General features: G+C 39.7%; 19 protein-coding genes and 1 pseudogene. 14 read left to right on the top strand and 6 right to left on the bottom strand.

What is annotated here, in order from left to right:
- Positions 1 to 54 precede the first annotated feature (54 nt).
- Positions 55 to 474 (top strand): MerC domain-containing protein, encoded by a 420-nt coding sequence (locus BW935_RS12260; RefSeq protein ID WP_076501855.1) that lies wholly within the window; start codon positions 55 to 57, stop codon positions 472 to 474.
- A gap of 54 nt (positions 475 to 528) precedes the next feature.
- Positions 529 to 960, top strand: coding sequence for a hypothetical protein (locus BW935_RS12255; RefSeq protein ID WP_076501852.1), 432 nt, complete (start codon positions 529 to 531; stop codon positions 958 to 960).
- 1 nt (position 961) lies between these two features.
- On the opposite strand, the gene BW935_RS12250 is transcribed toward BW935_RS12255, so the two are convergent.
- From BW935_RS12250 to BW935_RS12240, 3 genes are all read right to left on the bottom strand, one after another.
- A complete protein-coding gene (locus tag BW935_RS12250; RefSeq protein ID WP_076501850.1) occupies positions 962 to 1,405 on the bottom strand; it encodes a c-type cytochrome in 444 nt (147 codons plus the stop codon).
- The gene (locus BW935_RS12245) at positions 1,406 to 2,005 is read right to left on the bottom strand and encodes an SCO family protein (RefSeq protein ID WP_245802698.1); all 600 of its coding nucleotides are present in this window, start codon (positions 2,003 to 2,005) and stop codon (positions 1,406 to 1,408) included.
- Positions 2,006 to 2,071: 66 nt separating this feature from the next.
- Positions 2,072 to 2,614 (bottom strand): CopD family protein, encoded by a 543-nt coding sequence (locus tag BW935_RS12240; protein ID WP_076501848.1) that lies wholly within the window; start codon positions 2,612 to 2,614, stop codon positions 2,072 to 2,074.
- 52 nt (positions 2,615 to 2,666) lie between these two features.
- Between BW935_RS12240 and BW935_RS12235 the strand changes: the two genes are divergently transcribed.
- Together BW935_RS12235 and meaB are read left to right on the top strand one after the other, a co-directional pair.
- Positions 2,667 to 3,077 (top strand): hypothetical protein, encoded by a 411-nt coding sequence (locus tag BW935_RS12235; protein ID WP_076501846.1) that lies wholly within the window; start codon positions 2,667 to 2,669, stop codon positions 3,075 to 3,077.
- A 10-nt stretch (positions 3,078 to 3,087) separates the two neighbouring features.
- Positions 3,088 to 4,089 (top strand): methylmalonyl Co-A mutase-associated GTPase MeaB, encoded by a 1,002-nt coding sequence (gene meaB / locus BW935_RS12230; protein ID WP_076501915.1) that lies wholly within the window; start codon positions 3,088 to 3,090, stop codon positions 4,087 to 4,089.
- A 19-nt stretch (positions 4,090 to 4,108) separates the two neighbouring features.
- On the opposite strand, the gene dnaA is transcribed toward meaB, so the two are convergent.
- From dnaA to BW935_RS12215, 3 genes are all read right to left on the bottom strand, one after another.
- Entirely contained in the window at positions 4,109 to 5,539 is a 1,431-nt protein-coding gene (dnaA, locus tag BW935_RS12225) for a chromosomal replication initiator protein DnaA (protein ID WP_076501844.1), read from the bottom strand.
- 117 nt (positions 5,540 to 5,656) lie between these two features.
- Positions 5,657 to 6,553, bottom strand: coding sequence for a bifunctional metallophosphatase/5'-nucleotidase (locus BW935_RS12220; protein ID WP_076501842.1), 897 nt, complete (start codon positions 6,551 to 6,553; stop codon positions 5,657 to 5,659).
- A gap of 1 nt (position 6,554) precedes the next feature.
- Entirely contained in the window at positions 6,555 to 7,307 is a 753-nt protein-coding gene (locus tag BW935_RS12215; protein WP_076501840.1) for a 5'-nucleotidase C-terminal domain-containing protein, read from the bottom strand.
- Positions 7,308 to 7,745: 438 nt separating this feature from the next.
- On the opposite strand from BW935_RS12215, the gene BW935_RS12210 reads away from it, so the two are divergent.
- From BW935_RS12210 to scpA, 10 genes and pseudogenes are all read left to right on the top strand, one after another.
- The gene (locus BW935_RS12210; RefSeq protein WP_076501838.1) at positions 7,746 to 8,024 is read left to right on the top strand and encodes a helix-turn-helix domain-containing protein; all 279 of its coding nucleotides are present in this window, start codon (positions 7,746 to 7,748) and stop codon (positions 8,022 to 8,024) included.
- Positions 8,021 to 11,278, top strand: a complete 3,258-nt coding sequence (locus tag BW935_RS12205; protein ID WP_076501836.1) for a helicase-related protein — start codon at positions 8,021 to 8,023, stop codon at positions 11,276 to 11,278. The genes BW935_RS12210 and BW935_RS12205 overlap by 4 nt, the downstream gene beginning before the upstream one ends.
- The gene (locus BW935_RS12200) at positions 11,275 to 12,693 is read left to right on the top strand and encodes an ATP-binding protein (protein WP_076501835.1); all 1,419 of its coding nucleotides are present in this window, start codon (positions 11,275 to 11,277) and stop codon (positions 12,691 to 12,693) included. The genes BW935_RS12205 and BW935_RS12200 overlap by 4 nt, the downstream gene beginning before the upstream one ends.
- 147 nt (positions 12,694 to 12,840) lie before the next feature.
- A complete protein-coding gene (locus tag BW935_RS12195; RefSeq protein WP_076501833.1) occupies positions 12,841 to 13,902 on the top strand; it encodes a hypothetical protein in 1,062 nt (353 codons plus the stop codon).
- 2 nt (positions 13,903 to 13,904) lie between these two features.
- On the top strand, positions 13,905 to 15,590 hold the full coding sequence (locus BW935_RS12190; RefSeq protein WP_076501831.1) for an SWIM zinc finger family protein: 1,686 nt from the start codon (positions 13,905 to 13,907) through the stop codon (positions 15,588 to 15,590).
- A gap of 417 nt (positions 15,591 to 16,007) precedes the next feature.
- A pseudogene (locus BW935_RS18870) lies at positions 16,008 to 16,303 on the top strand (DUF4172 domain-containing protein).
- A gap of 298 nt (positions 16,304 to 16,601) precedes the next feature.
- On the top strand, positions 16,602 to 16,844 hold the full coding sequence (locus BW935_RS12180) for a hypothetical protein (protein WP_076501830.1): 243 nt from the start codon (positions 16,602 to 16,604) through the stop codon (positions 16,842 to 16,844).
- 53 nt (positions 16,845 to 16,897) lie between these two features.
- Positions 16,898 to 17,122 carry a PIN domain-containing protein gene (locus tag BW935_RS18690; protein ID WP_245802695.1) on the top strand — a complete coding sequence of 75 codons (225 nt, stop codon included), beginning with the start codon at positions 16,898 to 16,900 and terminating at the stop codon, positions 17,120 to 17,122.
- Positions 17,123 to 17,505: 383 nt separating this feature from the next.
- Positions 17,506 to 18,930 (top strand): methylmalonyl-CoA mutase family protein, encoded by a 1,425-nt coding sequence (locus BW935_RS12170; RefSeq protein WP_076501828.1) that lies wholly within the window; start codon positions 17,506 to 17,508, stop codon positions 18,928 to 18,930.
- The gene (gene scpA, locus BW935_RS12165; protein WP_076501826.1) at positions 18,927 to 21,053 is read left to right on the top strand and encodes a methylmalonyl-CoA mutase; all 2,127 of its coding nucleotides are present in this window, start codon (positions 18,927 to 18,929) and stop codon (positions 21,051 to 21,053) included. Before BW935_RS12170 ends, scpA begins: the two co-directional genes overlap by 4 nt.
- Positions 21,054 to 21,057 lie beyond the last annotated feature (4 nt).

Raw genomic sequence — 21,057 nt, 5'->3', positions numbered from 1 at the left:
AAATATCTATTAAGTTTTTGTATGTCTAGCGAATAAATATCTATATTTGCAATTATGTTGCAATTTTTAAAAAGAATCTCCTCTCAATCTGCTGACCTCTTAGGAATATCAGCTTCAGTCCTCTGTTTGATCCATTGCCTTGCTTTTCCAGTCTTAATTTCGGCAGGTTTTATTTTCGGACATGATGACCATGCCGGTCATGACCATGATCATGCGCATGTACACTGGCATTGGATGGATTTTCTTTTTGTCGCTTTGGCAATTTGGGCCGTGATAAGCGCTGTTAAAAGTACACAATCTAGAAATATAAAAATAGCACTTTGGGTTGCAGTGACGATTTTTTCTGTAGGAGTTTTACTGCATGATGTGTTTAGCTGGATGATTTTTGTATCATTGATTGCTTCTGTTGCTTTGGTTATTATACATATTGTAAACTGGAAATTTCATAGAAAATGTAATGTTATTGTGAAATAATTTCTTTTTTAAGTTAAATTAAATTTTCTTTGTGTTGTTGATCAACCAAAGAAAATGAAGACAGTTTTTAAGAGTTTTTCGGTATTCGCATTATTTCTATTTCTTTTCTCTTGTGGTGAAAGCAAAGAGGAAGCTAATCAGCGACTTAGAGCTGAGGTCATTGAGATTCATGATGAGGTGATGCCTTTTATGGGAGATTTGAAGACGCTCAGAAAGAAAATAGCTGCAAAGGCAGATGAATTAGAAAGTTCTTCGGGATCAGACAACGCAGATGAAGTACAAGAATTGAGGCTATTGGCCAAGCAACTGGACGAAGCTTTTGACGGCATGTTTGTGTGGATGCGCCAATTCAAGCAAAATACAGATGAAATGAGTGCAGAGGAGGTTGAGGCCTATCTTTTAGAACAGAAGTCAATGATCCAAAAAGTTCATGAAGACATCACTTCATCAATGCAGCGGGCTAAATCAGAATTGGGAGAGGGCTGATCTATTCAGATAAATAGTTCTCTATTTTTTTACTGTCGATTACCCCTTCGTTGCTTCCCCAGATATTGTATAGATAAGTCACGATCTGTGCAATTTCCATATTGGTCAGTTGTGGATTGGCAGGCATGGGTTGATTGTATTTTTCACCATTCACTATGATTTCTCCCTTTAGACCGTATTTGATGATATGTACGGTTCTGCCAATGTCTTCCAGCATGTAGTCAGAACCACGTAGTGGAGGGATCAATTTTCCAAGCCCGGTTCCATCTGCCTGATGACAATTGGAACAGTAATTTTCATATAGTATCTTTCCTTCGATAGCATATTGCATGACTTTGGAGTCTCGAATATCTGCAAGTCCTTTGTCAAGTGGGTCTTTTTCTGCACCGCAAGTCGCTATCGTCAGTATCAAAAAAGATATAATTATCCCTAAATTCAGTTTCATTTACTTCAGTAGTTTAGGAATATCTCTCATCAATCTATTGACTTGATCTTCTTTAGTGCCATCGTATACTCCTCTGATTCTACCTTTTTGATCTATCAGTACAAATGCTCCCGAGTGGAGAATTCCTCCAGGTTCATTTTTGTCTTCCATGGCAGTTGTCAAATAGCTCGTCTGACCGATTTCAAAGATTTTCTCTTGGTCTCCTGTGAGAAACTGCCAAGTTTGATCATCATTTACTCCAATTTTCTCTGCAAACTCTTTTAGCAATTCCTCAGTATCATGCTCAGGGTCTAATGTGTGACTCAAGATCATAAATTGCTCCTCGTCTTTGAATGCTTCATATACACGAAGCATCTGTGTTTTCATAATCGGACAAATGGTCGGGCAGGTGGTGAAGAAAAAGTCAGCCACGTAGACTTTGCCAGCTGTGGTGTAATTGCTGATTTCCCTTCCCTCTTGATTGGTAAATGAAAAGTCTGCTATCTTATGGTAGATGGTGTCCTGAATCAATTTTCCTTCTAATTCGATCTCGTTTACATGCCAATTTCCTAAAATCGGCAGGCTTGAGTTTTGATCTTCTACTTTTTGTGAACAGCTCATCCATGTGAATCCCAAAACAGCGATGATAGCAATGGACTTGAGTGTTTTGATCATTGTAAGCATAATTTATGATTTCTTATTTTCTCTGACTTTTTTGTAAAACTTGATGCCAAGCATCATGATGATACTGAGCGCAAATAAACCAACGATTCCCCATACTACGCTGATCAAGCTTTTTAAGACGATCAGGAAGACGATGGCAAAAAGCAACACAGTCGCAACTTCGTTCCATATTCTTAACTGTGTAGAGGTCCATTTAGATTTGCCATTTTGCAAATCTTTGTAAATCTTTTGACAATAAAAGTGATATAAGTACAATAAGAATACAAAAGCCAACTTCGCATGCATAAACCCCAGCTGCATATATCCCCACCTGTATGAAAGTACCCAAAAGCCAAAAATTAAAGTTAAAATAGCTGATGGCCAAGTGATGATGTACCACAGACGGTTGGCCATGAGGTTCAGTTGAGGAACCAGTATTTTCCGTTCTTCTTCGGGTTTTTCCCAAGCCTCAGCCTGATAAATAAAAAGCCTAACGATATAAAATAGGCCTGCAAACCAGGTGACAATAAAAATGATATGAAGAGCTTTGATATATTCGAAGGCCATTGTACTTTTTTTCTGCTAAATTAAGGCTTTAAATGTAAAAGTCTCTAAGAACATGCGCTCTTCCTATCTATTTTATGTTTTGATCCTTGGGGTAGCCTTGGTGATGATTTGGATTGTCAAAGAATCATTTACCCAGCCAGGCATCAAGGATTTGGAGATCGATTTTGAAGAGATGGCATTTTACCGAAATGAAAACAATACTGGACCGGTAATCAGGGTGTATGTAGTATATGCCGCTGATACGCTCTGGAACACACTGGAGCAATATGGAGACTATATGCCCCATACCAAATATGGCAATACGAAGGTTTTTTTCTTTATGGATAAAGCAAAGACGCCAAATGAAACTTTCCCAGAGGCACCATATTTCTCGGAGGAGTATCAGTCCTATTGTGTGGCCAGTTATGAGAAATCAGCCATGGGAGGAGTGAAGTTTGCGCGATTCCCCTTTGTCAATTATTAATTTATCAAGATTGAGAAAAAGAAATAGACTTTCGGCACAGGCTTACATCGACGGTGTATTAAATGGTGATCGGGTGATATTAAGTCAGGCGATCACCCTTGTGGAGAGTGCTCTGCCCACAGACCAGGTTTTGGCAGAAGAGGTCATGGATGCAGTGCTGCCACATGCAGGCAAGTCAATCAGAATTGGAATCACAGGAGTTCCTGGGGTTGGCAAGAGTACTTTTATCGAGAAGTTTGGTTGGCTGGTCATTGAGCAAGGTTATAAGTTGGCGGTGCTTGCTGTAGACCCTAGTAGTCAATCGAGCCGAGGGAGCATTCTAGGCGATAAAACCAGAATGGAGAAACTATCAATGGACAAGCGCGCTTATATCAGGCCAAGCCCCTCTGGTACCACGCTGGGTGGTGTAAGTGCCAGGACTCGAGAAGCCATGTTGCTATGTGAAGCAGCAGGTTTTGATGTGGTATTTATCGAAACAGTTGGGGTGGGGCAGTCTGAGATAGCTGTCAAGGGCATGGTTGATTTTTTTCTGCTCTTGATGCTGGCAGGTGCAGGAGATGAATTGCAGGGAATCAAAAAAGGGATCATTGAAATGTGTGATGCTCTGGTGATTAACAAAGCCGACGGAGATAATAAGGAGGCTGCTCAGCGTGCCAAAAGAGAGTATGCCAATGCCTTGCACCTATTTCCCGCCAAAGAAAATTCATGGAATCCCAAAGTGAAAACCTGCTCAGGTTTAAGTGGAGAAGGCTTGCCCGAAATATGGCAGATGATACAGGAATATCGTGATTTGGTTTATAGCAATGGATTTTTTGAGTTTAACCGTGCTGAACAACGGGCCAACTGGATGCACGAGCATGTCAAGTACCTGCTGGAAACCAACTTTTATAATGATATGGCCATTAAAAAGGATTTGGATGAATCATTGGCTGATATCAAGTCAGGAAAAGTTTCTGCAATCAAAAAAGCAAGAGCACTGGTACAGCTATTTATGAATCAAATTTTAAGATAAAATGAAAAAATGCGACCTTTTAATAAGATCGCATTTTGAATTTTTTCTTCAACTCATTCACCGAGTTTCTGAAGGCAGTATCTGTTTCCATTAAGTCATTGACTGTTTGTATGGCGTGAATCACAGTACTGTGATCTCTACCCCCAAAATGATAGCCAATAGACTTTAAGGAATGGTTTGTAAACTCTTTGGAGAAGTACATCGCTACCTGCCTTGCAGTTACGATTTCCTTTTTTCTAGTTTTGGCTTTGAGGTCGTCTAGCTTGATCTCAAAATAGTCAGAGACAGTTTTTTGTATGAAATCAATGCCAACTTCAGTTTCTATATCCTTGACGATGTTTTTCATGATCGTCTTTGCCAATGTCAGGTCAATCTCTACCCTATTGAGTGAAGCATGTGCGATCAAGGAGATCATGACTCCTTCTAGTTCTCTCACATTGGTGTCTACTGTGTAGGCCAAATATTCGATCACATCATCAGGAATGTAAATCCCTTCTGACTGCATTTTCCTTTTGATGATAGCTACCCTCGTTTCAAAATCAGGCATCTGCAAATCAGCAGTCAAGCCCCACTTGAACCTGGAGAGCAACCTTTCTTCAAGTCCTTTGAGGTCCCTAGGTGGACAGTCAGAGGTCATGATAATTTGTTTCTTATTCTGGTGCAGGTGATTGAAGATATGGAAAAACATCTCTTGCGTCCTATCCTTGCCCGCCAAGAACTGAATATCATCGATTATCAGCACATCAACTTGCATGTAGAAATTGGTAAAACTCTTCACGTTGCCATCTTTGATGGAATCCATGAATTGGTTGACAAATTTCTCAGAGGAAACATAAAGTACAAACTTATCTTCGGGGCCATTTTTGATTTCGTTCCCTATGGCCTGTACCAGGTGTGTTTTGCCTAATCCTACACCTCCATAGACCATCAGTGGGTTGAAAGAAGTGATGCCGGGCTTGGTAGCTACTGCAAAACCAGCCGATCGGGCTAGTCTATTGCAGTCTCCTTCTATATAAGTATTGAAAGAATAATTCGGGTTGAGATTGGATTGTAAGAGCATGTCGCTGTCTAGAGACTGCATCTCAAATGGGCTGCGACTTTCTTGTGGTGTCCCATTCATGTTTGCTTTCTTGGCAGTCGCAGAAGCATTTCCCTGAGGATAGCTGACCATATAAGGTTGGTTCTGCGAATTACCTCGGTCCACTACTACTGCATATTCTAATCTGCCGCCGGCACCTAGGGTTGTTTTGATGGCTAGCTTGAGTACTTCTACATAGTTGTCCTCTAGCCACTCGTAAAAAAACTGACTCGGCACCTGTATCGTCAGGCTACTTCCATCTAATCTAACAGGATTGATAGGTTTGAACCAAGTTGAGAAACTTTGTTCATTTACGTGTTGCTCGATGACACGCAAACATTCCTTCCATACTGCATTAGCCTCTGAACTCATTTATACCGATAAAATAACATTAGTTTTAAAAGATAGAAAACCCTCCTTGCTCAATTCGAGGGGCATCAAATTTGGGGAAAATATATTTAAATAAAAAATCATTTTCCGCTTGACTTTCTAATAAACCTTTAGATTTCTCGCTGAGGCAAAGGAAGTTTGCTGATTCTTCGAAAACTCAAAATCTATTTTCCCTAATCTCAAGGCCGCAGTGCCAACTTGATTGATGATTGTTTGGTGTCCCTCGGCATTTTTGAGCAAATTTGGTTCATCCAAAAATGTATGGCTATGCCCACCAAGGATCAAGTCAATTCCTGATATTTGCTCCGCTAGTCTGACATCACTTGAATAGCCCAAGTGTGAAAGGCAAATGATTAAATCACATTTCTTTTTTTGAAGTTCTTGAATCATCTCTTGTGCCGTACTTGCAGGATCTAGGTACTTTGTATTGCCGTAATTTTTAGCACCTACCAGTCCTTCTAGCTTGATACCAAGTGCAAATACGCCAATTTTCAAGCCTGACTTATGGAATACCTTGTAGGGCTTGAAAGCGCCTTTCAGAATCGTTTCGCTGAAATCATAATTGGAAGATAAAATATCGAATTTGGCATGTTCCAGTTGATTGGCGATGCCTTCCAGCCCATTGTCAAATTCATGATTGCCCAGCGTACTGGCATCATAGCCCATCTCAGACATCAGCTTGAGCTCCAGTTCTCCTCCATAGACATTGAAGTAAGGAGTGCCTTGGAAGAAATCTCCAGAATCCAATAGCAGGATGTTGTCCTCTTCAATTCTGATCTTTTTGATCAAAGAGGCCAGCTTGGTCATTCCCCCTTGACCAGCATTTCTGCTGCCATCATTGGGAAATGCCTCGATTCGAGAATGCATGTCATTGGTGTGCAAAATGCACAATCGAGAAGCTTTGGCAGGAAAGCTGTCCAATGCCAAAATCGGATGGGCCAGGCTGAGCCCTAGGCCTGTCAGTAAACTATGCTTTATAAAATCTCTTCTTTGCATCTCAGTTGTATTTTTGTCTTCCTTCGATTTGAGCGTCAAGTTTTTCCCCTCGAGCAGTCTTCGCTTTGATCATCTGTATCAACATGTCTCTCAGAAGCAGGTCTGTATTTTCCATGACGGGTAAGTCAGTTAGAAAGTCCATGTTGTCCCCTCCGTTAGCGAGGTAGTCATTGATGGCTAGGAGATATACTTTGTTGCTGTCCAATGCTTGTCCATTGACCTTGAAGGATTGGACTTGGTTGCCTTCGCCGATGATTTCCATGCCACTGACGGCCATGTTTTTCCTTGCAGCCATGAATTCCGCTAGCTTTTGTACATCATGTGCAGTCAGTTCCAATATTACCAAGTAATTGTCAAAAGGTGATAGCTCGTAGATATTGCCCAGCGTAATGTTTCCTTCTGGGAGGTCATTGCGCATGCCTCCATTGTTGATGATGGAAATATCAATGCTGATTCCAAACTCCTGCTCCGCATACGCTCTCTGTAGGTCAGCCACAAAATTCCCAAGTAATGACTCACCACGGTTTCTTGTGAGTGCTTTTGTGGACTGACCGATGATGGTACTCATTTCCGCTTCCATCTTTGCCTTGTAGGGGCTGACCATCTCGGTCAATGCTGGGTCAGCCATGATTTCCAGGTCATTGGCGATAAAGCCACCGGTAAATTGATGCCCCAGCTGAGGGCTACAAGCGACAAAAAATACTAAAGCCAGTGAAAAGGAGCTGCTGATGATTTTCTGAAGGATATTGCGCATTGGATTGAGTCAATAGTGAAAATATACAGCTCAAAGATATGCTAAACCCAAAAATGATCCCATATTTAAGTTAGAAAACTATCAGCAAGCCTATCTTACCCAAATCAGTCCTGCCCAAAAATACCCTGTTGGTGGTATATTTTAAGTGTAAAGAAAGGGGTAGTTTTGGAGGTGGGAAAAATGTTATTTCCACTATATTGTGGAAAGTGTCCGAAATAAGAATGCTTTCCTCTCTAAAAGAAAGCAAAACGTAGGACACATGCAAAATGAACCAACGCGCATTCCAGCACAACTTGTCCTGATTATTTGGGATTTGGTTTTTGCCCACACGCAAAGCCCACAATAAACCAAAAGAGCTGGTTTTTTGCCAACGCTCGGACGATAGAATTAAATAATAAACTGTACTTTTGACGAATATGTCCAAACAAATATGACAAGATGAATTCTTTTGGAGAATATTTACGAAACAGACGAGAACAACTGGGACTTCCTCTTAGAAAGGTTGCAGCCGAACTTGACATAGACACTTCTATTTTGAGCAAGATTGAGAGAAGCGAAAGAGTGGCAACGAAAGAAATGCTCCCAACCTTGGCAAAGACACTAGAAGTTCAAGACAAAGAAATACAAATAGAATTTATTCAATCGACAGTTTTAAGTGAACTCGGTGACTTGGAATTTTTGGCTGATGGACTTAAAAACGTTTTGAAGAAATTATGAGTACAAAATTTTTCACAAACGAAGAGCAAAATACGCTTCTAAAAAAAATAGAAGGTATTTTCAAACATAAAAATATTCATTTCCTAGATGCCTTGGTTGGTTACTTTCGAGCATCAGGATATTTCCAAATCCGTGAATTTGTTGAAAGTGCTCAAGAAATAAGAATTCTTGTAGGTATCAACATTGACTCTTTGGTTTATCAAGCCAACCAACAAGGAGTTTTGTTTGATGGTGATGCTGAAAAGGCACAAGAGGAATTTTTTCAAGAAGTTAAAAAGAATATACAAGAAGCAGAATACGATAAAACTGTAGAAGGTGGGATGATCCAATTGATAAAGGACATCACCATAGGTAAAGTAAAAATCAAGATTCACCCCAAGCAAAATATACACGCTAAGATTTATATTTTTCGAGAGAAAGAAAAGCACGACCACGGTTATGGCTCTGTAATTACTGGTTCTAGTAACCTTACAGATGCGGGTCTTTCAAAAAATTTCGAATTTAATGTTGAGCTAAGGGACAATTCAGACATTGACTTTGCTACACAAACGTTCGATAAACTTTGGGAAGAAGCTGTTCCTGTTGATATGGACAGCATTGAGAAACTTCAAAAGGAAACCTATCTAAACGACAACTATACGCCTTATGAAGTTTATTTAAAATTTTTGATTGAGTACTTCGGGAAAAGCATCGAGTTTGACCCCAACTCTATTTCTGACTTGCCAAAAGGCTTCAAACGGTTATCGTATCAAGTGGATGCCGTAAATGACGGCTTTTCCAAAATGATGAAGCACAATGGCTTTTTCTTGTCGGATGTTGTAGGACTTGGGAAAACCATTGTATCAACCCTAATTGCTAAAAAATATTTTTACACCAATGGGTTTCCAGAACATCGTTCTAGAACGCTAATCATTGTACCACCAGCCTTAAAGGACAATTGGATTGAAACCATTGAAAAGTTTAATCTGGATAATGTTAAAATCCTAACAAATGGAAGTTTACACAAAATCAATGATGCGACCATTTTTGATTTAATCATTGTTGATGAAGCCCATAAATTCCGTTCCGATACAGCTGGAATGTACAATGAATTGCAGAAGATTTGTAAAACACCGACAAGACGAGTTTTGCCTGACGGCAAAACCGTTCCTAAGCGTGTAATTCTAGTTTCTGCTACACCTTTGAACAACAGACCAGAAGACATTGCTAACCAAGTTTATCTTTTTCAAGATAGCAAAGAATCAACACTTGAAACGGGAAACTTACAGCACTTTTTCAGACAACAGATTGATGCTTACAAGAAACTGAAAGACGAACCAGATATTGCCAAAGTCCAAGCAGGTGTCAAGAAAATTTATGAAAAGATAAGAACAAAGGTAATTGAACCGCTTATTGTTCGTAGAACGAGAACTGACTTGATGGCGCACGACTTGTACTCACAAGACTTGGAAAAGCAAGGAATCAAATTTCCAATCGTAAAGCAGCCTAAGAAAATTTTATATGTGTTGGAACCACACTTAGAAGATTTGTATGATAAAACCATTCACGTTTTAAGTCACGAAACACAAGGCTTAAAATACAATCGTTACCGTGCCATCGGTTTTTTGAAACCACACAAAAAGAACAAATACAAACAAGCGGATATGATTTCGGCTCAATTAGCTAAGATTATGAAAACGCTTTTGGTAAAAAGAATTGACAGTAGTTTCTATGCTTTCAAACAGTCGCTTTTCCGTTTTATGAAAGCTACTGAAGCTATGGTAACAATGTTTGAAAATGGTCGAATTTTCATAGCTCCAAATTTGCCAGTTTCTGATATGATAAACGAAGGCAAGGAGGAAGAATTAATGGATTTAGTTTTGGAAAAGTCTATTGAAGACCCAACCATTGACATCTGCGAACCAGATGATTTTGACTTCTTACCTGGACTACAGCACGATTTAAAATTGCTTAAAGAATTATCTGATGAATGGGAAAAAGTAAAAGAAGACCCAAAATTAGACGTATTTATCAAATACCTGAAAAACACCCTTTTAAGTAAATCCATTAATCCTGAATCCAAATTAGTAGTATTCTCTGAGAGCAAAGAAACAACCGAATATTTGGAGAAGGAACTGCCTAAACACATTTCATCAAGCATTTTATCAGTGGATAGTAAATCCAGAAAAGACAGAATGCCAACAGTTCGCAAAAACTTTGATGCCAACTTACCCAAAGCGGACCAAGAAAATAATTACAGCATCATACTTACAACAGAAGTATTGGCAGAAGGTATCAACTTGCACCGTTCTAATGTGATTGTAAATTATGACACGCCTTGGAACTCTACCCGCTTGATGCAAAGAATTGGACGTGTGAACAGAATAGGTTCAACGGCTGATGAAGTTCACGTTTATAATTTCTACCCAACTGCAAAAGTTAACAATGACATTGAATTGGAGAAAAAAGCAATTATGAAATTGCAATCCTTTCACGCAGCACTAGGGGAAGACAGTCAGATTTACTCACCTGATGAAGAAACCGAGACTTTCGGACTTTTCGACAAGGAATTGGAAGAAGAAAAGGACGAAAAACTAGCCTACTTGATGATGATTCGAGATATTAAGGAAAAGACGCCTAGTGTGTTCAAGCAAATCAAAAATATGCCTTTCCGTGCAAGGGTTGGTAGAAAAAACAAAGACTTTAACCAAAGTACCATTTGCTACATCAAAGACAGCAAGCGAGATGCATTCATTTTGGTAAAAGACAATGAGGAAACAGAGGAACTTACCTTTTTGGAAACAGTAAAAATATTTGAAGCAGAAGTATTGGAAAAAGCCATTACACTACATTCAAAACACCACGAACAAGTTCAGGCAGGTATTTTCTTGTTTTCTGATTTGTTGGAAAAAGAAAAAGCAAAGGACAAAAAAATAGATACCACACAAGGTCCTAATGAGAAAAAAGCAAATGCTTATTTAGACGCTATGCTGAATCTTCCTTTGGTGAATGAAGAAGAAAGAGCCTTAATCATTAAAGCTAAAGAAGCTTTGCGTCAAGGTCGTTTTCAAAACTTGCAAAGAGACATCAACAAGTTTCAACGCACGTTGAAAAAATCCCCCTTGAAGCCTGCAATCATTTTGGAAAAAGTCATTGAGATTTTAAAAGGCTATCCTTTGATGAATGAAGAAACCGAACAGGAATTCGAGAAGAAAATTGTAAGGGTTAAGACCTTGAATCCTGAAATTATTATCACTGAAAGTTTTAGCGAATGAGTCAATACAGCAAGGAACATCAAAATATAGAATGGAAAGAGTCTTGGCACAATGACTACTTTAAGTGGATTTGTGGTTTTGCGAATGCTCAAGGTGGTATTTTGTTTATCGGTATTGATGACAAGGGCAACACTAAACATTTGGATAATGCCAAAAAACTTTTGGAAGACTTGCCCAATCAGGTTAGGGATCTTTTGGGTTTGATGGCAGATGTGAACTTGCACACTAAAAATGGAGACGATTTTTTGGAAATTGTGGTGGAGCCCTACCCTTTCCCTATCAGCTTAAGAGGTAAATATTATTACAGAAGCGGAAGTACTTTGCAGGAACTGAAAGGTGCTGCTTTGGCAAAGTTTTTATTGCAACGACAAGGCAAAAAATGGGATGGTGTGCCTATTCCCTATGTTACTGCTGATGATTTAAAGAACGACACTTTTGATTTTTTCCGGAAAAAAGCCACTAAAAGCAAACGACTAGAAGCTGAAGATTTAGACGGAACCAACCAAGAGCTTTTGGAAAGTTTACAACTGTATCTGGAAGAAGAAAAAATGATCAAAAGAGCCGCTGTTTTACTTTTCCATCCCAAACCTGAAAAGTATGTAACGGGAGCGTTCATCAAAATTGGCTACTTTGAAAACGAAGCGGATTTGATGTATCAAGATGAAGCACACGGTAATTTGTTTGAGCAGATTGAGAAAACAATGGATTTGCTCTTTACCAAATACATCAAAGCCTTGATAAGCTATGAGGGTATTTCGAGGGTAGAGACTTACGAATATCCAAGAGAAGCAATCAGAGAGGCTTTATTGAATGCAGTGGCTCACAAAGATTATTCGGGTGGTGCGCCTATCCAAATCAAAGTTTTCAAAGACCGAATAATGATTTGGAACGATGGACAATTACCCGATAACTGGACTGTAAGCAATCTTTTAAACAAACACGCTTCAAAACCATACAATCCTGATATTGCCAATACTCTTTTTAGAAGTGGCTACATCGAATCTTGGGGTAGAGGCATTGAAAAAATGATAAATTATTGTTTGGAAGCTGGCATACCTGTACCCAACTACTCCTTTGAAGGCTCTGATTTTCTTGTTGAGTTCAGGAAGAATATTTACCACGAAGAATATTTAATTGATTTAGGTTTGAATGAAAGGCAAATCAAAGCAGTACTTTTTGCTAAAGAAAAAGGGAAAATCACAAACAGTGATTACCAAGAGTTAAACGAAGTTTCAAAACGAACAGCTACAAGAGAACTGACTTCACTTGTAAATACTTATAAGATTTTGATTAAAGAAGGTACATCAGGTTCAAGTATAAGTTACAATACAGTGGGGCCAGAGTGGGGCCAAATGCAGAATAGTGGGGCCAAAGTTGGGCCAAATGAACCAAAAATGAAACGAAAAAAAGATTAGACAATGGAATCACTAAGGGCTCAAATAAAATCAATAACGCTTGCTGAACAGGAAGTAAGTCTTGTTTATCAACGATTTACAACTTTTCAAAAGGGCTCAATATGGGCTCATTGCACGGATAGTAAAGGGCTCAAAGAATTTTAGACAATGAAAGAAAAAGACTTAAAACATAGATTACAGCAAAAATTCGACTTCAACATCTGGAGGGAGATTTTGCCTTTGTTTTTTAAAAAGATTGACTATTTCAGTTCGCCTGACAATCCATTTGAAGAAGTGGACAAAGTCATAGACGGAAAACAAATCGGTACGGTAAAACTGGATGACGGAAAGCAATTAGCCTTATTCACCGTGGAAGTTGCCGACAATATCAGTATTGTTCGCAACCGACAAGGCTTGCGAGAAATTGCTGCCAAACACATTGACCAAAACATCATTCACGGTGCGTTAGCATTTTTCTACAACAAAAACCAAGTGGATTACCGCTTTTCTTTCATTGCCAAAGAAGCGAGTTTGGATTTGGAAACGGGTGAACTCATCAAAGGCGAAACCAAACCCAAACGCTATACTTACCTATTGGGTAGCAATGAAGCCTGTACCACACCTGCCAAGCGAATGTTGGTGTTGGCAGACAAGCGAGAAAAAGGCGAAGTAAACATCAAGGAACTGAAAGAAGTGTTTTCTGTGGAAGCCCTGAACAAAGACTTCTTTAAAACATACAAAGCACACTACGAGAAATTTGCCAAGCATTTGGCGGATGAAAGCAATCCGTCCAGAACGAAATTGATTGATACTGAAAAAGATACCAAAGACAAGGAAGAAAAACCCATTCGTGATTTTGTAAAAAAACTCTTGGGTCGTATTGTTTTCCTCCAATTTTTGGAGAAAAAAGGCTGGATGGGGTGTGATGCCAACACCCAAGACTGGACGGGTGGTCACCCCCGCTTTATGTATCAACTGTTTGAAGATTTGGTCAATATGATGGTGTACGAACTCTATTTTGAGGAAGAAATGAAAGCCAAGGAAATAGATGTGTTGCAATTTGTAACAGAAAAAGCATTTCCGGACATTACCCAAGCAGAAGATAAAAAAGCCATCATCCAAAAAGTGTATTACGAATTGCAACAAAAAGACAACCCCATCCGCAATCGTATTTTGGTGGCCAGCAGCCGAAGTGAAACCATTGCAAGAATTAATGCAGCAACGAGTTAGAGATGAAAATACCCTTGAACCAGTTTGAGCAATTAATAGATGAAACTATCCTTAAAAGAGGCTTGGCTTACTTTAAAGGAGGTGCAATAACCGATTTTTCAGAAATTTCAAATGGAGAATATGAAGCCATTGTTTCAGGAACAGAAGATTACACCGTTCAATTGGAAGTTAAAAACAACGTAATAATAGAACACAATTGTGATTGCCCTTATGATATGGGGTCGGTCTGTAAACACGTAGTTGCGGTTATCTTCCATTTGCAACAAGACGAATTGGAGTTAAACCAATACTCTCCCAATAGTACGAAAGGGAAGAAAAAAACAAAGTCTGTTAATCAACAAGTAAAAGAGTTACTAAAAACCATTTCACACAATGAATTGATTGATTTTGTAGAAGAAAACTGCAAAAAGGACAAGAAATTCAGAAACTATTTTTTGGCATCATTCGGGCATTTAAGTCAAAATCAATCCAAAGAATTTTATCAAAAACAAATCCAATCTTTACTGCAAACAGCAGCAGGGAGAGACGGTTGGATTGGTTGGTCTGATATGAAATATGTGGTGAAATCTACCGAGCCATTTTTAGAAAATGCCGAGCAATATTTGCAAAAGAAAAATTTTGAAAATGTATTTTTCATCAGTACTGCTTTATTGGAAGAAATGACTAAAGCTTTCCAATATGGAGACGACAGCAATGGCGATTTAGGTTATTTTGTTGAATCGGCAATGGAGTTACTTTCAAAACTATCAAAAGAGGAAATTTCAACATCATTAAAACAAGAGATTTTTGAATACTGCATTTCAGCTTTTAAACAAAGACTTTTTGAAGGTTGGGATTGGCATTTAGGAATACTCCATATTGCAGGCGATTTAATTGACAATGAAAAAGAAGCCGATATTATTTTGAATTGTTTGGAATCTGTTACTGGAGAATATGAACGAGAATACGCTCAATCATATAAATTGGAATTGTTAAGACAGTTTAAAAACCCAAAAGATGTAGAGGAATTCATCAACAAACACATTTCAAATTCAAAAATCAGAAAGCAGGAAATCGAAAAAGCCTTTGAAAGCCAAAATTTTGAAAGAGCAATAGCATTAGCTAAAGACGGGATTACTTGTGATGAACAAAGTAAACCAGGATTAGCAAAAGATTGGTATGATTGGCTGTTGAAAATTGCATTAGTTCAGAATGACACCCCCAATGTTATTAAATATGCTCGTTACAGACTGATTGAAAATTTTGGGGCAACACAAGATTATTACCAGATACTGAAAAACACTATTGAACCTGAAAAATGGCATTCATTTTTAGAAGAAATAATCAAGGAAGTTACGCCCAAAAATAGATGGACTTATACAGAGCTAATACGCAAAATTTATATAAAAGAGGAATGGTGGGACAGGTTGTTTTTGATGCTAAAACAGAATTTGTCTTTAGAGAACATTCAGGAAAACGAACAGTATTTAGCTAAGGATTATTCCGCTGAACTAATTGAATTGTATAGCCAAAGACTAACAAATTATGTTGAAAAATTTGTCGGTCGAAATCATTATCAAAATGCTTGCAGATACTTACGTAGAATGAAAAAACTTGGAGCAAAAGAGAGAGTAAATGAGTTAATTGAATTGTTTAGAAAAAAGTATCCACAGCGCAAAGCATTAATGGACGAATTAACAAGAGTATAAAATGCCAACCCTTCAAAGCCACACACAACTTGTCCCGACTCTGCGGGATTGCAAAGCCGCACCAGCCAACAAACCCAAGTTTGGCGTCAGCGTGTGTCTGCCCCCACGCACAACCAAAACGATCTATAAATTAACAGATGAAAAAGAACATCGAAGCGATCATAGCAAGTATTTGATAATAGCGGGTGGAGTGGTAAATCTGTGCCATGCCAGCAGGCCGGCGCTACTGCTTATACACTAGACCTTTATCTCGGTATTTAATTTTTCACGACGTCTTCGATCCCTCCCTTGATTGCTTGAATCCTGTAAGTGGATCAAGAAGGCGGGGGTAATGCCCTCGCCTGACTCGATTAGCGCCAAGCATACAAAACGACAGTGCGGAGATTAAGAGATTAATCTCCGCAGTATTTGCGGAGAATGAAGATTTGTATACACGAGAAAGAGAACTGGACTGGCTTCACTTGGGACAATAAAAAAGTGATGGTAAAACAGGGTGAAGTTAGAAATTTACAAGGAAGACTATTGGGTAAAATGGAATCGCTTGGTTCGATTTGCAAAATGAAGCGGTATTAACCACCCTTACTTTGGATGTCATAAAGTCATCAGAAATTGAAGGTGAAATTTTAGATATTGAACAGGTGCGTTCTTCAATTGCACGTCGGTTAGGAATTGACATTGCAGGAGCAGTGGAAGAAGCACAAATTACGAACTAAAAAATGGCAGCCTATAACATTTACCCTACTAGCCGAAAGCCATTGATACCGATCTCTTTCGGATAGTCCTGAACAGTAGATAATTATCCTTAAAGTTATCCAAACTTTTAATTTTTACAAGATTGGATAACTTGTTTATATCTTTGCTTAATGACTGATTTCCGAAGTGGGAAGGATTTACTAGAGATACAAGTGAAATGGGCGACTTAAAAAAGAAAAAGAAAAGAGAGTTGGGAATTTAATTATCCAAATCTTTTGACCATCAAAACTTTAATTTCGTAAATTGAAGAAAAAAATCATGGCAAACCTCACTTTAAACAACAAGACATTAGAAAAGTATTTTGGTCTATTGAAAGGTTTGGATAATCTTTCCAAGAAAAAACTGATCATTAAGTTGACCGAGTCTCTTGATATAAAAGAAGAGAAGGTGGAAATTCGGACGCTTTTTGGCGCATGGGAAGATGATAAAGATTCGGATGAAATCATTAAAGAAATTAGAGAATCCAGAATAGAAAGAATAGGAAATCCTGGTTTCGAATGAAGTAGCTTTTAGACACTAATATCTGCGTCCATTTTTTAAGAGGGAAGTATGGATTGATAGAAAAGTTTGAACAGCTAGGTACTGAAAATTTTGCTATTTCAGAAATTACTTTGGCAGAATTGGTTTTTGGAGCTGAAAACAGTAAAAACCCTCCTAAGAATCTTGATTTAATTGAAGTGTTTGCTAATCAAGTTGTTGTCCTTCCGATTTTTGAGCGCGATTTACCTTTATGGAAAAGAGAAAGCCCGACTAAGATCTATGGGCCTGCAGATCAGTGATTTTGACCTCTTGATTGGTTGCACAGCAATAGAAAAAGACCTCGTAATGGTGACAGAAAATTTGAAAGAGTTTCGAAGAATCTCTGGTATAAGGTTAGAAAACTGGGTTACCAGATAAGAAACAACTTTCGCTAACATCACCATGGAAGATACCGGGCGCTTCCAAGTAAATTGAAAGTTTAGTATCTTTAAAAAGCTAGGAGTAGGCTGATTTTAGGAAGTGGTTGTTTTAATTTTTTGGTTCTGTCTGGAATCAAACCTCTACATATAAAACTTTTTGACATCTACGCTTTAAAAGGTAACTTTGAAAGGTTATCTAAAAGGAGTGATTTTCTTGAATGGATGAATTACTCACTTTTTTCAAGCCCAAATATTAACGCTTTATGAAATATAACTTATTTGAGGACTTTGCTCCTTCAAGTAAAGCAGACTGGATCGCGCAGGTGACCAAAGACTTGAAAGGCAAGTCCTTTGAGGAGACCTTGATCAGTCAAGCAGCTGGAAATATTGAAATACAACCTTTTTATACCCAAGAGGACATAGCTCAAGCTTTGCCGCTGGAACCTATTCATCACCGTGTCAATCCTATATCAGAAATACCTGGACTATCTCCTAGGAGATGGGCCAATACGGTCAGGATTCGTCCACTCAATGAAAAGGAAGCAAACGCTAGGATCCTTCACGCACTTCAGATGGGTGCTGATGGACTTGTCTTAGCTTTGACTGGAGAGGAGGATTTAGAAGTTTTACTTCATGAAGTTCAGCCAGCTTATATTCAGCTCTATTTGGAGCCACAAGGTGACCCTTTGGGGCTTTTCACCAAGTTTCTGACATGGTTAAAAGCCGCTGAGCTAGACCTCAATCAAGTATATGGGGGTCTGCTGTGGGATCCTGCAACTGTTTTTCTGAAAACAGTTCAGGAGAAATCAAAGCTAATGGCAACTGCCAAAGAGCTGATGAAGGCTGGCAAGGAATTGCCAGAGTTCAAGGTTTTGGCGATAGATGCTGCGCATTACCATCATGCTGGCGCCAATGCAGTTCAAGAATTGGCTTTTGGAATTGGGGCTTTGATTGATTTGAATGATGAATTGACTGAGGATGGATACACTGCTTCAGCGATTTTTGATAAGCTGCTATTTACCACAGGGGTAGGTTCTGACTTTTTCTTAGAAATCAGCAAAGTGAAGGTGTTGAGATTGATGATCCATCAGCTATGCGAATTGTATGGTCTAGATGTCTCAGCAGCGCATATCACAATCTATGCGCAGACGAGCTATTGGACAAAAGCAGGGAAGGACCTCGATACCAATATGCTGAGGAATACCACAGAAGCTATGGCTGCCATCTTAGGTGGTTGCAATGCGCTGGAGATCCTGCCACATGATTTTTCGGATGGACTAGACAATGACTTCTCGGCAAGAATGGCCAGGAATATCTCTAATATCCTCAAAGAGGAAAGCTACTTGGATAAGGTCATTGACCCAGTATCAGGGACTTATTTTCTAGAGAAGCTTTCGGGAGAGTTATTTGAACAAGTAAAGTCCAAACTCGAAAAGCTAGAGGCTGATGGCGGATGGAGGATTGCCGCTGAGCAAGGGCGTTTGCAGCAGGAGGTCAAGGAAGAGAGACAGGTAAAGCAAGCTTTGGTACGTGATGGTGTGCAGGTGAAAGTAGGCTTGAATAAGTACCCGAACCCTAAAGAGTCGTCTGCCCAATTGCTTCAAGAGCAGACAGAGACCGCTGCGCTGCAGCTGCTATGGAGCAGAGACAGCCTGTTATGGGAAACCCAAAATTCTGAAAAGTCATGAGAGTAGATATCAGTAAGCTAAGCTTATCCCGCACAGCAGCAAACTCACAGCAGGAAGCTGAAGTACAAGTATGGGAAACTGCTGAGAAGATTCAAGTTCCCTCAATAGTGACAAAAGAAGCACTTGAAGGAGCCCGCCACTTGAATTTTTCGGCTGGGATTGCCCCCTATTTAAGAGGGCCATACAGCAGCATGTATGTCATGCGTCCATGGACAATCAGGCAGTATGCTGGATTTTCTACCGCTGAAGAGTCCAATGCATTTTACAGAAGGAATTTGGCAGCTGGTCAGAAGGGGCTGTCTGTAGCCTTTGACTTGGCTACTCATAGGGGCTATGATTCAGATCACCCGAGGGTAGTTGGGGATGTAGGAAAAGCAGGTGTAGCCATAGATTCAGTGCTAGACATGAAGGTGCTTTTTGATCAGATTCCATTGGATCAAATGTCCGTATCCATGACCATGAACGGGGCAGTGATTCCGATTATGGCGTTCTACATTGTAGCCGCAGAGGAACAAGGTGTGCAAGCATCGCAGCTAAGCGGTACTATCCAAAATGACATCTTGAAGGAGTTTATGGTCAGAAATACCTATATCTATCCTCCTCAACCATCGATGCGGATCATAGCGGATATTTTTGAATACACCTCCAAGAATATGCCCAAGTTCAATTCCATCTCTATATCTGGCTACCACATGCAGGAAGCAGGAGCTACGGCAGACTTGGAGTTGGCTTATACGCTGGCAGATGGCTTGGAATACTTGAGAACAGGTGTGGCAGCTGGTTTGGATATCGATGATTTTGCTCCTAGACTATCATTCTTCTGGGCTATTGGGATGAATCATTTCATGGAAATAGCCAAGATGAGAGCAGGGAGATTGCTTTGGGCAAAAATCGTCAAGCAGTTTAACCCCAAGAATTCAAAATCACTGGCGCTGCGTACGCATTGTCAGACGAGTGGCTGGTCACTCACAGAGCAGGATGCTTTCAATAATGTCACGCGTACGGCTGTGGAAGCCATGGCGGCAGCTTTGGGGCATACCCAGTCCTTGCACACCAATTCTTTTGACGAAGCGATTGCATTACCTACCGATTACTCGGCTAGAATCGCGAGAAATACACAACTTTACCTCCAAGACGAGACTGGTATCACCAAAGTGGTGGATCCTTGGGGTGGTTCTTACTATATAGAATACCTGACAGACCAATTGGTACAAAAGGCTTGGACGCTGATAGAAGAAGTGGAGAAGCTGGGAGGTATGGCCAAAGCCATAGAAGCAGGGATTCCAAAGATGCGCATAGAGGAAGCAGCTGCTAGGAAGCAGGCTAGGATTGACAGTGGAAAGGATGTGATAGTAGGAGTCAATAGGTATCAGACAGAAGAGCAGGATGATTTTGAAATTTTGGAGGTGGATAATAACTCTGTGAGACTTTCTCAGATAGCAAGATTGAATCAATTGAAGGCTGAGAGAGATGGAGTAGCTGTCGCAGAGGCATTATCAAACATCACAGAATCCGCAAAAAGCCGTCAAGGGAATTTGTTGGAACTAGCTGTGGATGCTGCTCGAAAAAGGGCTACTTTAGGAGAAATATCTGATGCCATGGAAGAAGCATTTGGAAGACATAAAGCCACAGTAAAGTCTATTTCCGGAATATACTCTGGAGAGGCCAAGGATGATCAGAGTTTTCAAGAGGCTAAAAAGCTAGCCGATGAATTTGCAGCTTTGGAAGGTAGAAGACCTAGAATCATGGTGGCTAAGATGGGGCAAGATGGGCATGACAGAGGAGCTAAAGTGATTGCAACAGGTTTTGCAGACCTTGGATTTGATGTCGATATCGGGCCATTGTTTCAGACACCAGAAGAGGTAGCGCAGCAAGCGGTAGAAAATGATGTACATATCGTAGGAGCATCTTCTTTGGCAGCAGGCCATAAGACACTCGTGCCAGCATTGATAGCAGCGCTGAAAAAGCTCGGTAGGGAAGATATCATGGTCATAGCAGGAGGGGTGATTCCTCCCAAAGATTATGATTTCTTGTACGAAGCAGGCGTAGCGGCGGTATTTGGTCCTGGTACCATCTTGCCCAAAGCAGCAAAAGAAATTTTAACTAAATTAATGGAAGGTTGATTTG

The organism is Belliella pelovolcani (genome assembly GCF_900156785.1).
Taxonomy (GTDB): domain Bacteria; phylum Bacteroidota; class Bacteroidia; order Cytophagales; family Cyclobacteriaceae; genus Belliella; species Belliella pelovolcani.
This window is presented reverse-complemented; position numbering and strand designations above follow the sequence as displayed.

Bases quoted from the DNA above. Each gene is read 5' to 3' on its own strand.
- BW935_RS12260 (WP_076501855.1), top strand. From the start codon at position 55: ATGTTGCAATTTTTAAAAAGAATCTCCTCTCAATCTGCTGACCTCTTA.
- BW935_RS12255 (WP_076501852.1), top strand. From the start codon at position 529: ATGAAGACAGTTTTTAAGAGTTTTTCGGTATTCGCATTATTTCTATTT.
- BW935_RS12250 (WP_076501850.1), bottom strand. From the start codon at position 1,405: ATGAAACTGAATTTAGGGATAATTATATCTTTTTTGATACTGACGATA.
- BW935_RS12245 (WP_245802698.1), bottom strand. From the start codon at position 2,005: ATGAGCTGTTCACAAAAAGTAGAAGATCAAAACTCAAGCCTGCCGATT.
- BW935_RS12240 (WP_076501848.1), bottom strand. From the start codon at position 2,614: ATGGCCTTCGAATATATCAAAGCTCTTCATATCATTTTTATTGTCACC.
- BW935_RS12235 (WP_076501846.1), top strand. From the start codon at position 2,667: ATGCGCTCTTCCTATCTATTTTATGTTTTGATCCTTGGGGTAGCCTTG.
- dnaA (WP_076501844.1), bottom strand. From the start codon at position 5,539: ATGAGTTCAGAGGCTAATGCAGTATGGAAGGAATGTTTGCGTGTCATC.
- BW935_RS12220 (WP_076501842.1), bottom strand. From the start codon at position 6,553: ATGCAAAGAAGAGATTTTATAAAGCATAGTTTACTGACAGGCCTAGGG.
- BW935_RS12215 (WP_076501840.1), bottom strand. From the start codon at position 7,307: ATGCGCAATATCCTTCAGAAAATCATCAGCAGCTCCTTTTCACTGGCT.
- BW935_RS12210 (WP_076501838.1), top strand. From the start codon at position 7,746: ATGAATTCTTTTGGAGAATATTTACGAAACAGACGAGAACAACTGGGA.
- BW935_RS12205 (WP_076501836.1), top strand. From the start codon at position 8,021: ATGAGTACAAAATTTTTCACAAACGAAGAGCAAAATACGCTTCTAAAA.
- BW935_RS12200 (WP_076501835.1), top strand. From the start codon at position 11,275: ATGAGTCAATACAGCAAGGAACATCAAAATATAGAATGGAAAGAGTCT.
- BW935_RS12195 (WP_076501833.1), top strand. From the start codon at position 12,841: ATGAAAGAAAAAGACTTAAAACATAGATTACAGCAAAAATTCGACTTC.
- BW935_RS12190 (WP_076501831.1), top strand. From the start codon at position 13,905: ATGAAAATACCCTTGAACCAGTTTGAGCAATTAATAGATGAAACTATC.
- BW935_RS12180 (WP_076501830.1), top strand. From the start codon at position 16,602: ATGGCAAACCTCACTTTAAACAACAAGACATTAGAAAAGTATTTTGGT.
- BW935_RS12170 (WP_076501828.1), top strand. From the start codon at position 17,506: ATGAAATATAACTTATTTGAGGACTTTGCTCCTTCAAGTAAAGCAGAC.
- scpA (WP_076501826.1), top strand. From the start codon at position 18,927: ATGAGAGTAGATATCAGTAAGCTAAGCTTATCCCGCACAGCAGCAAAC.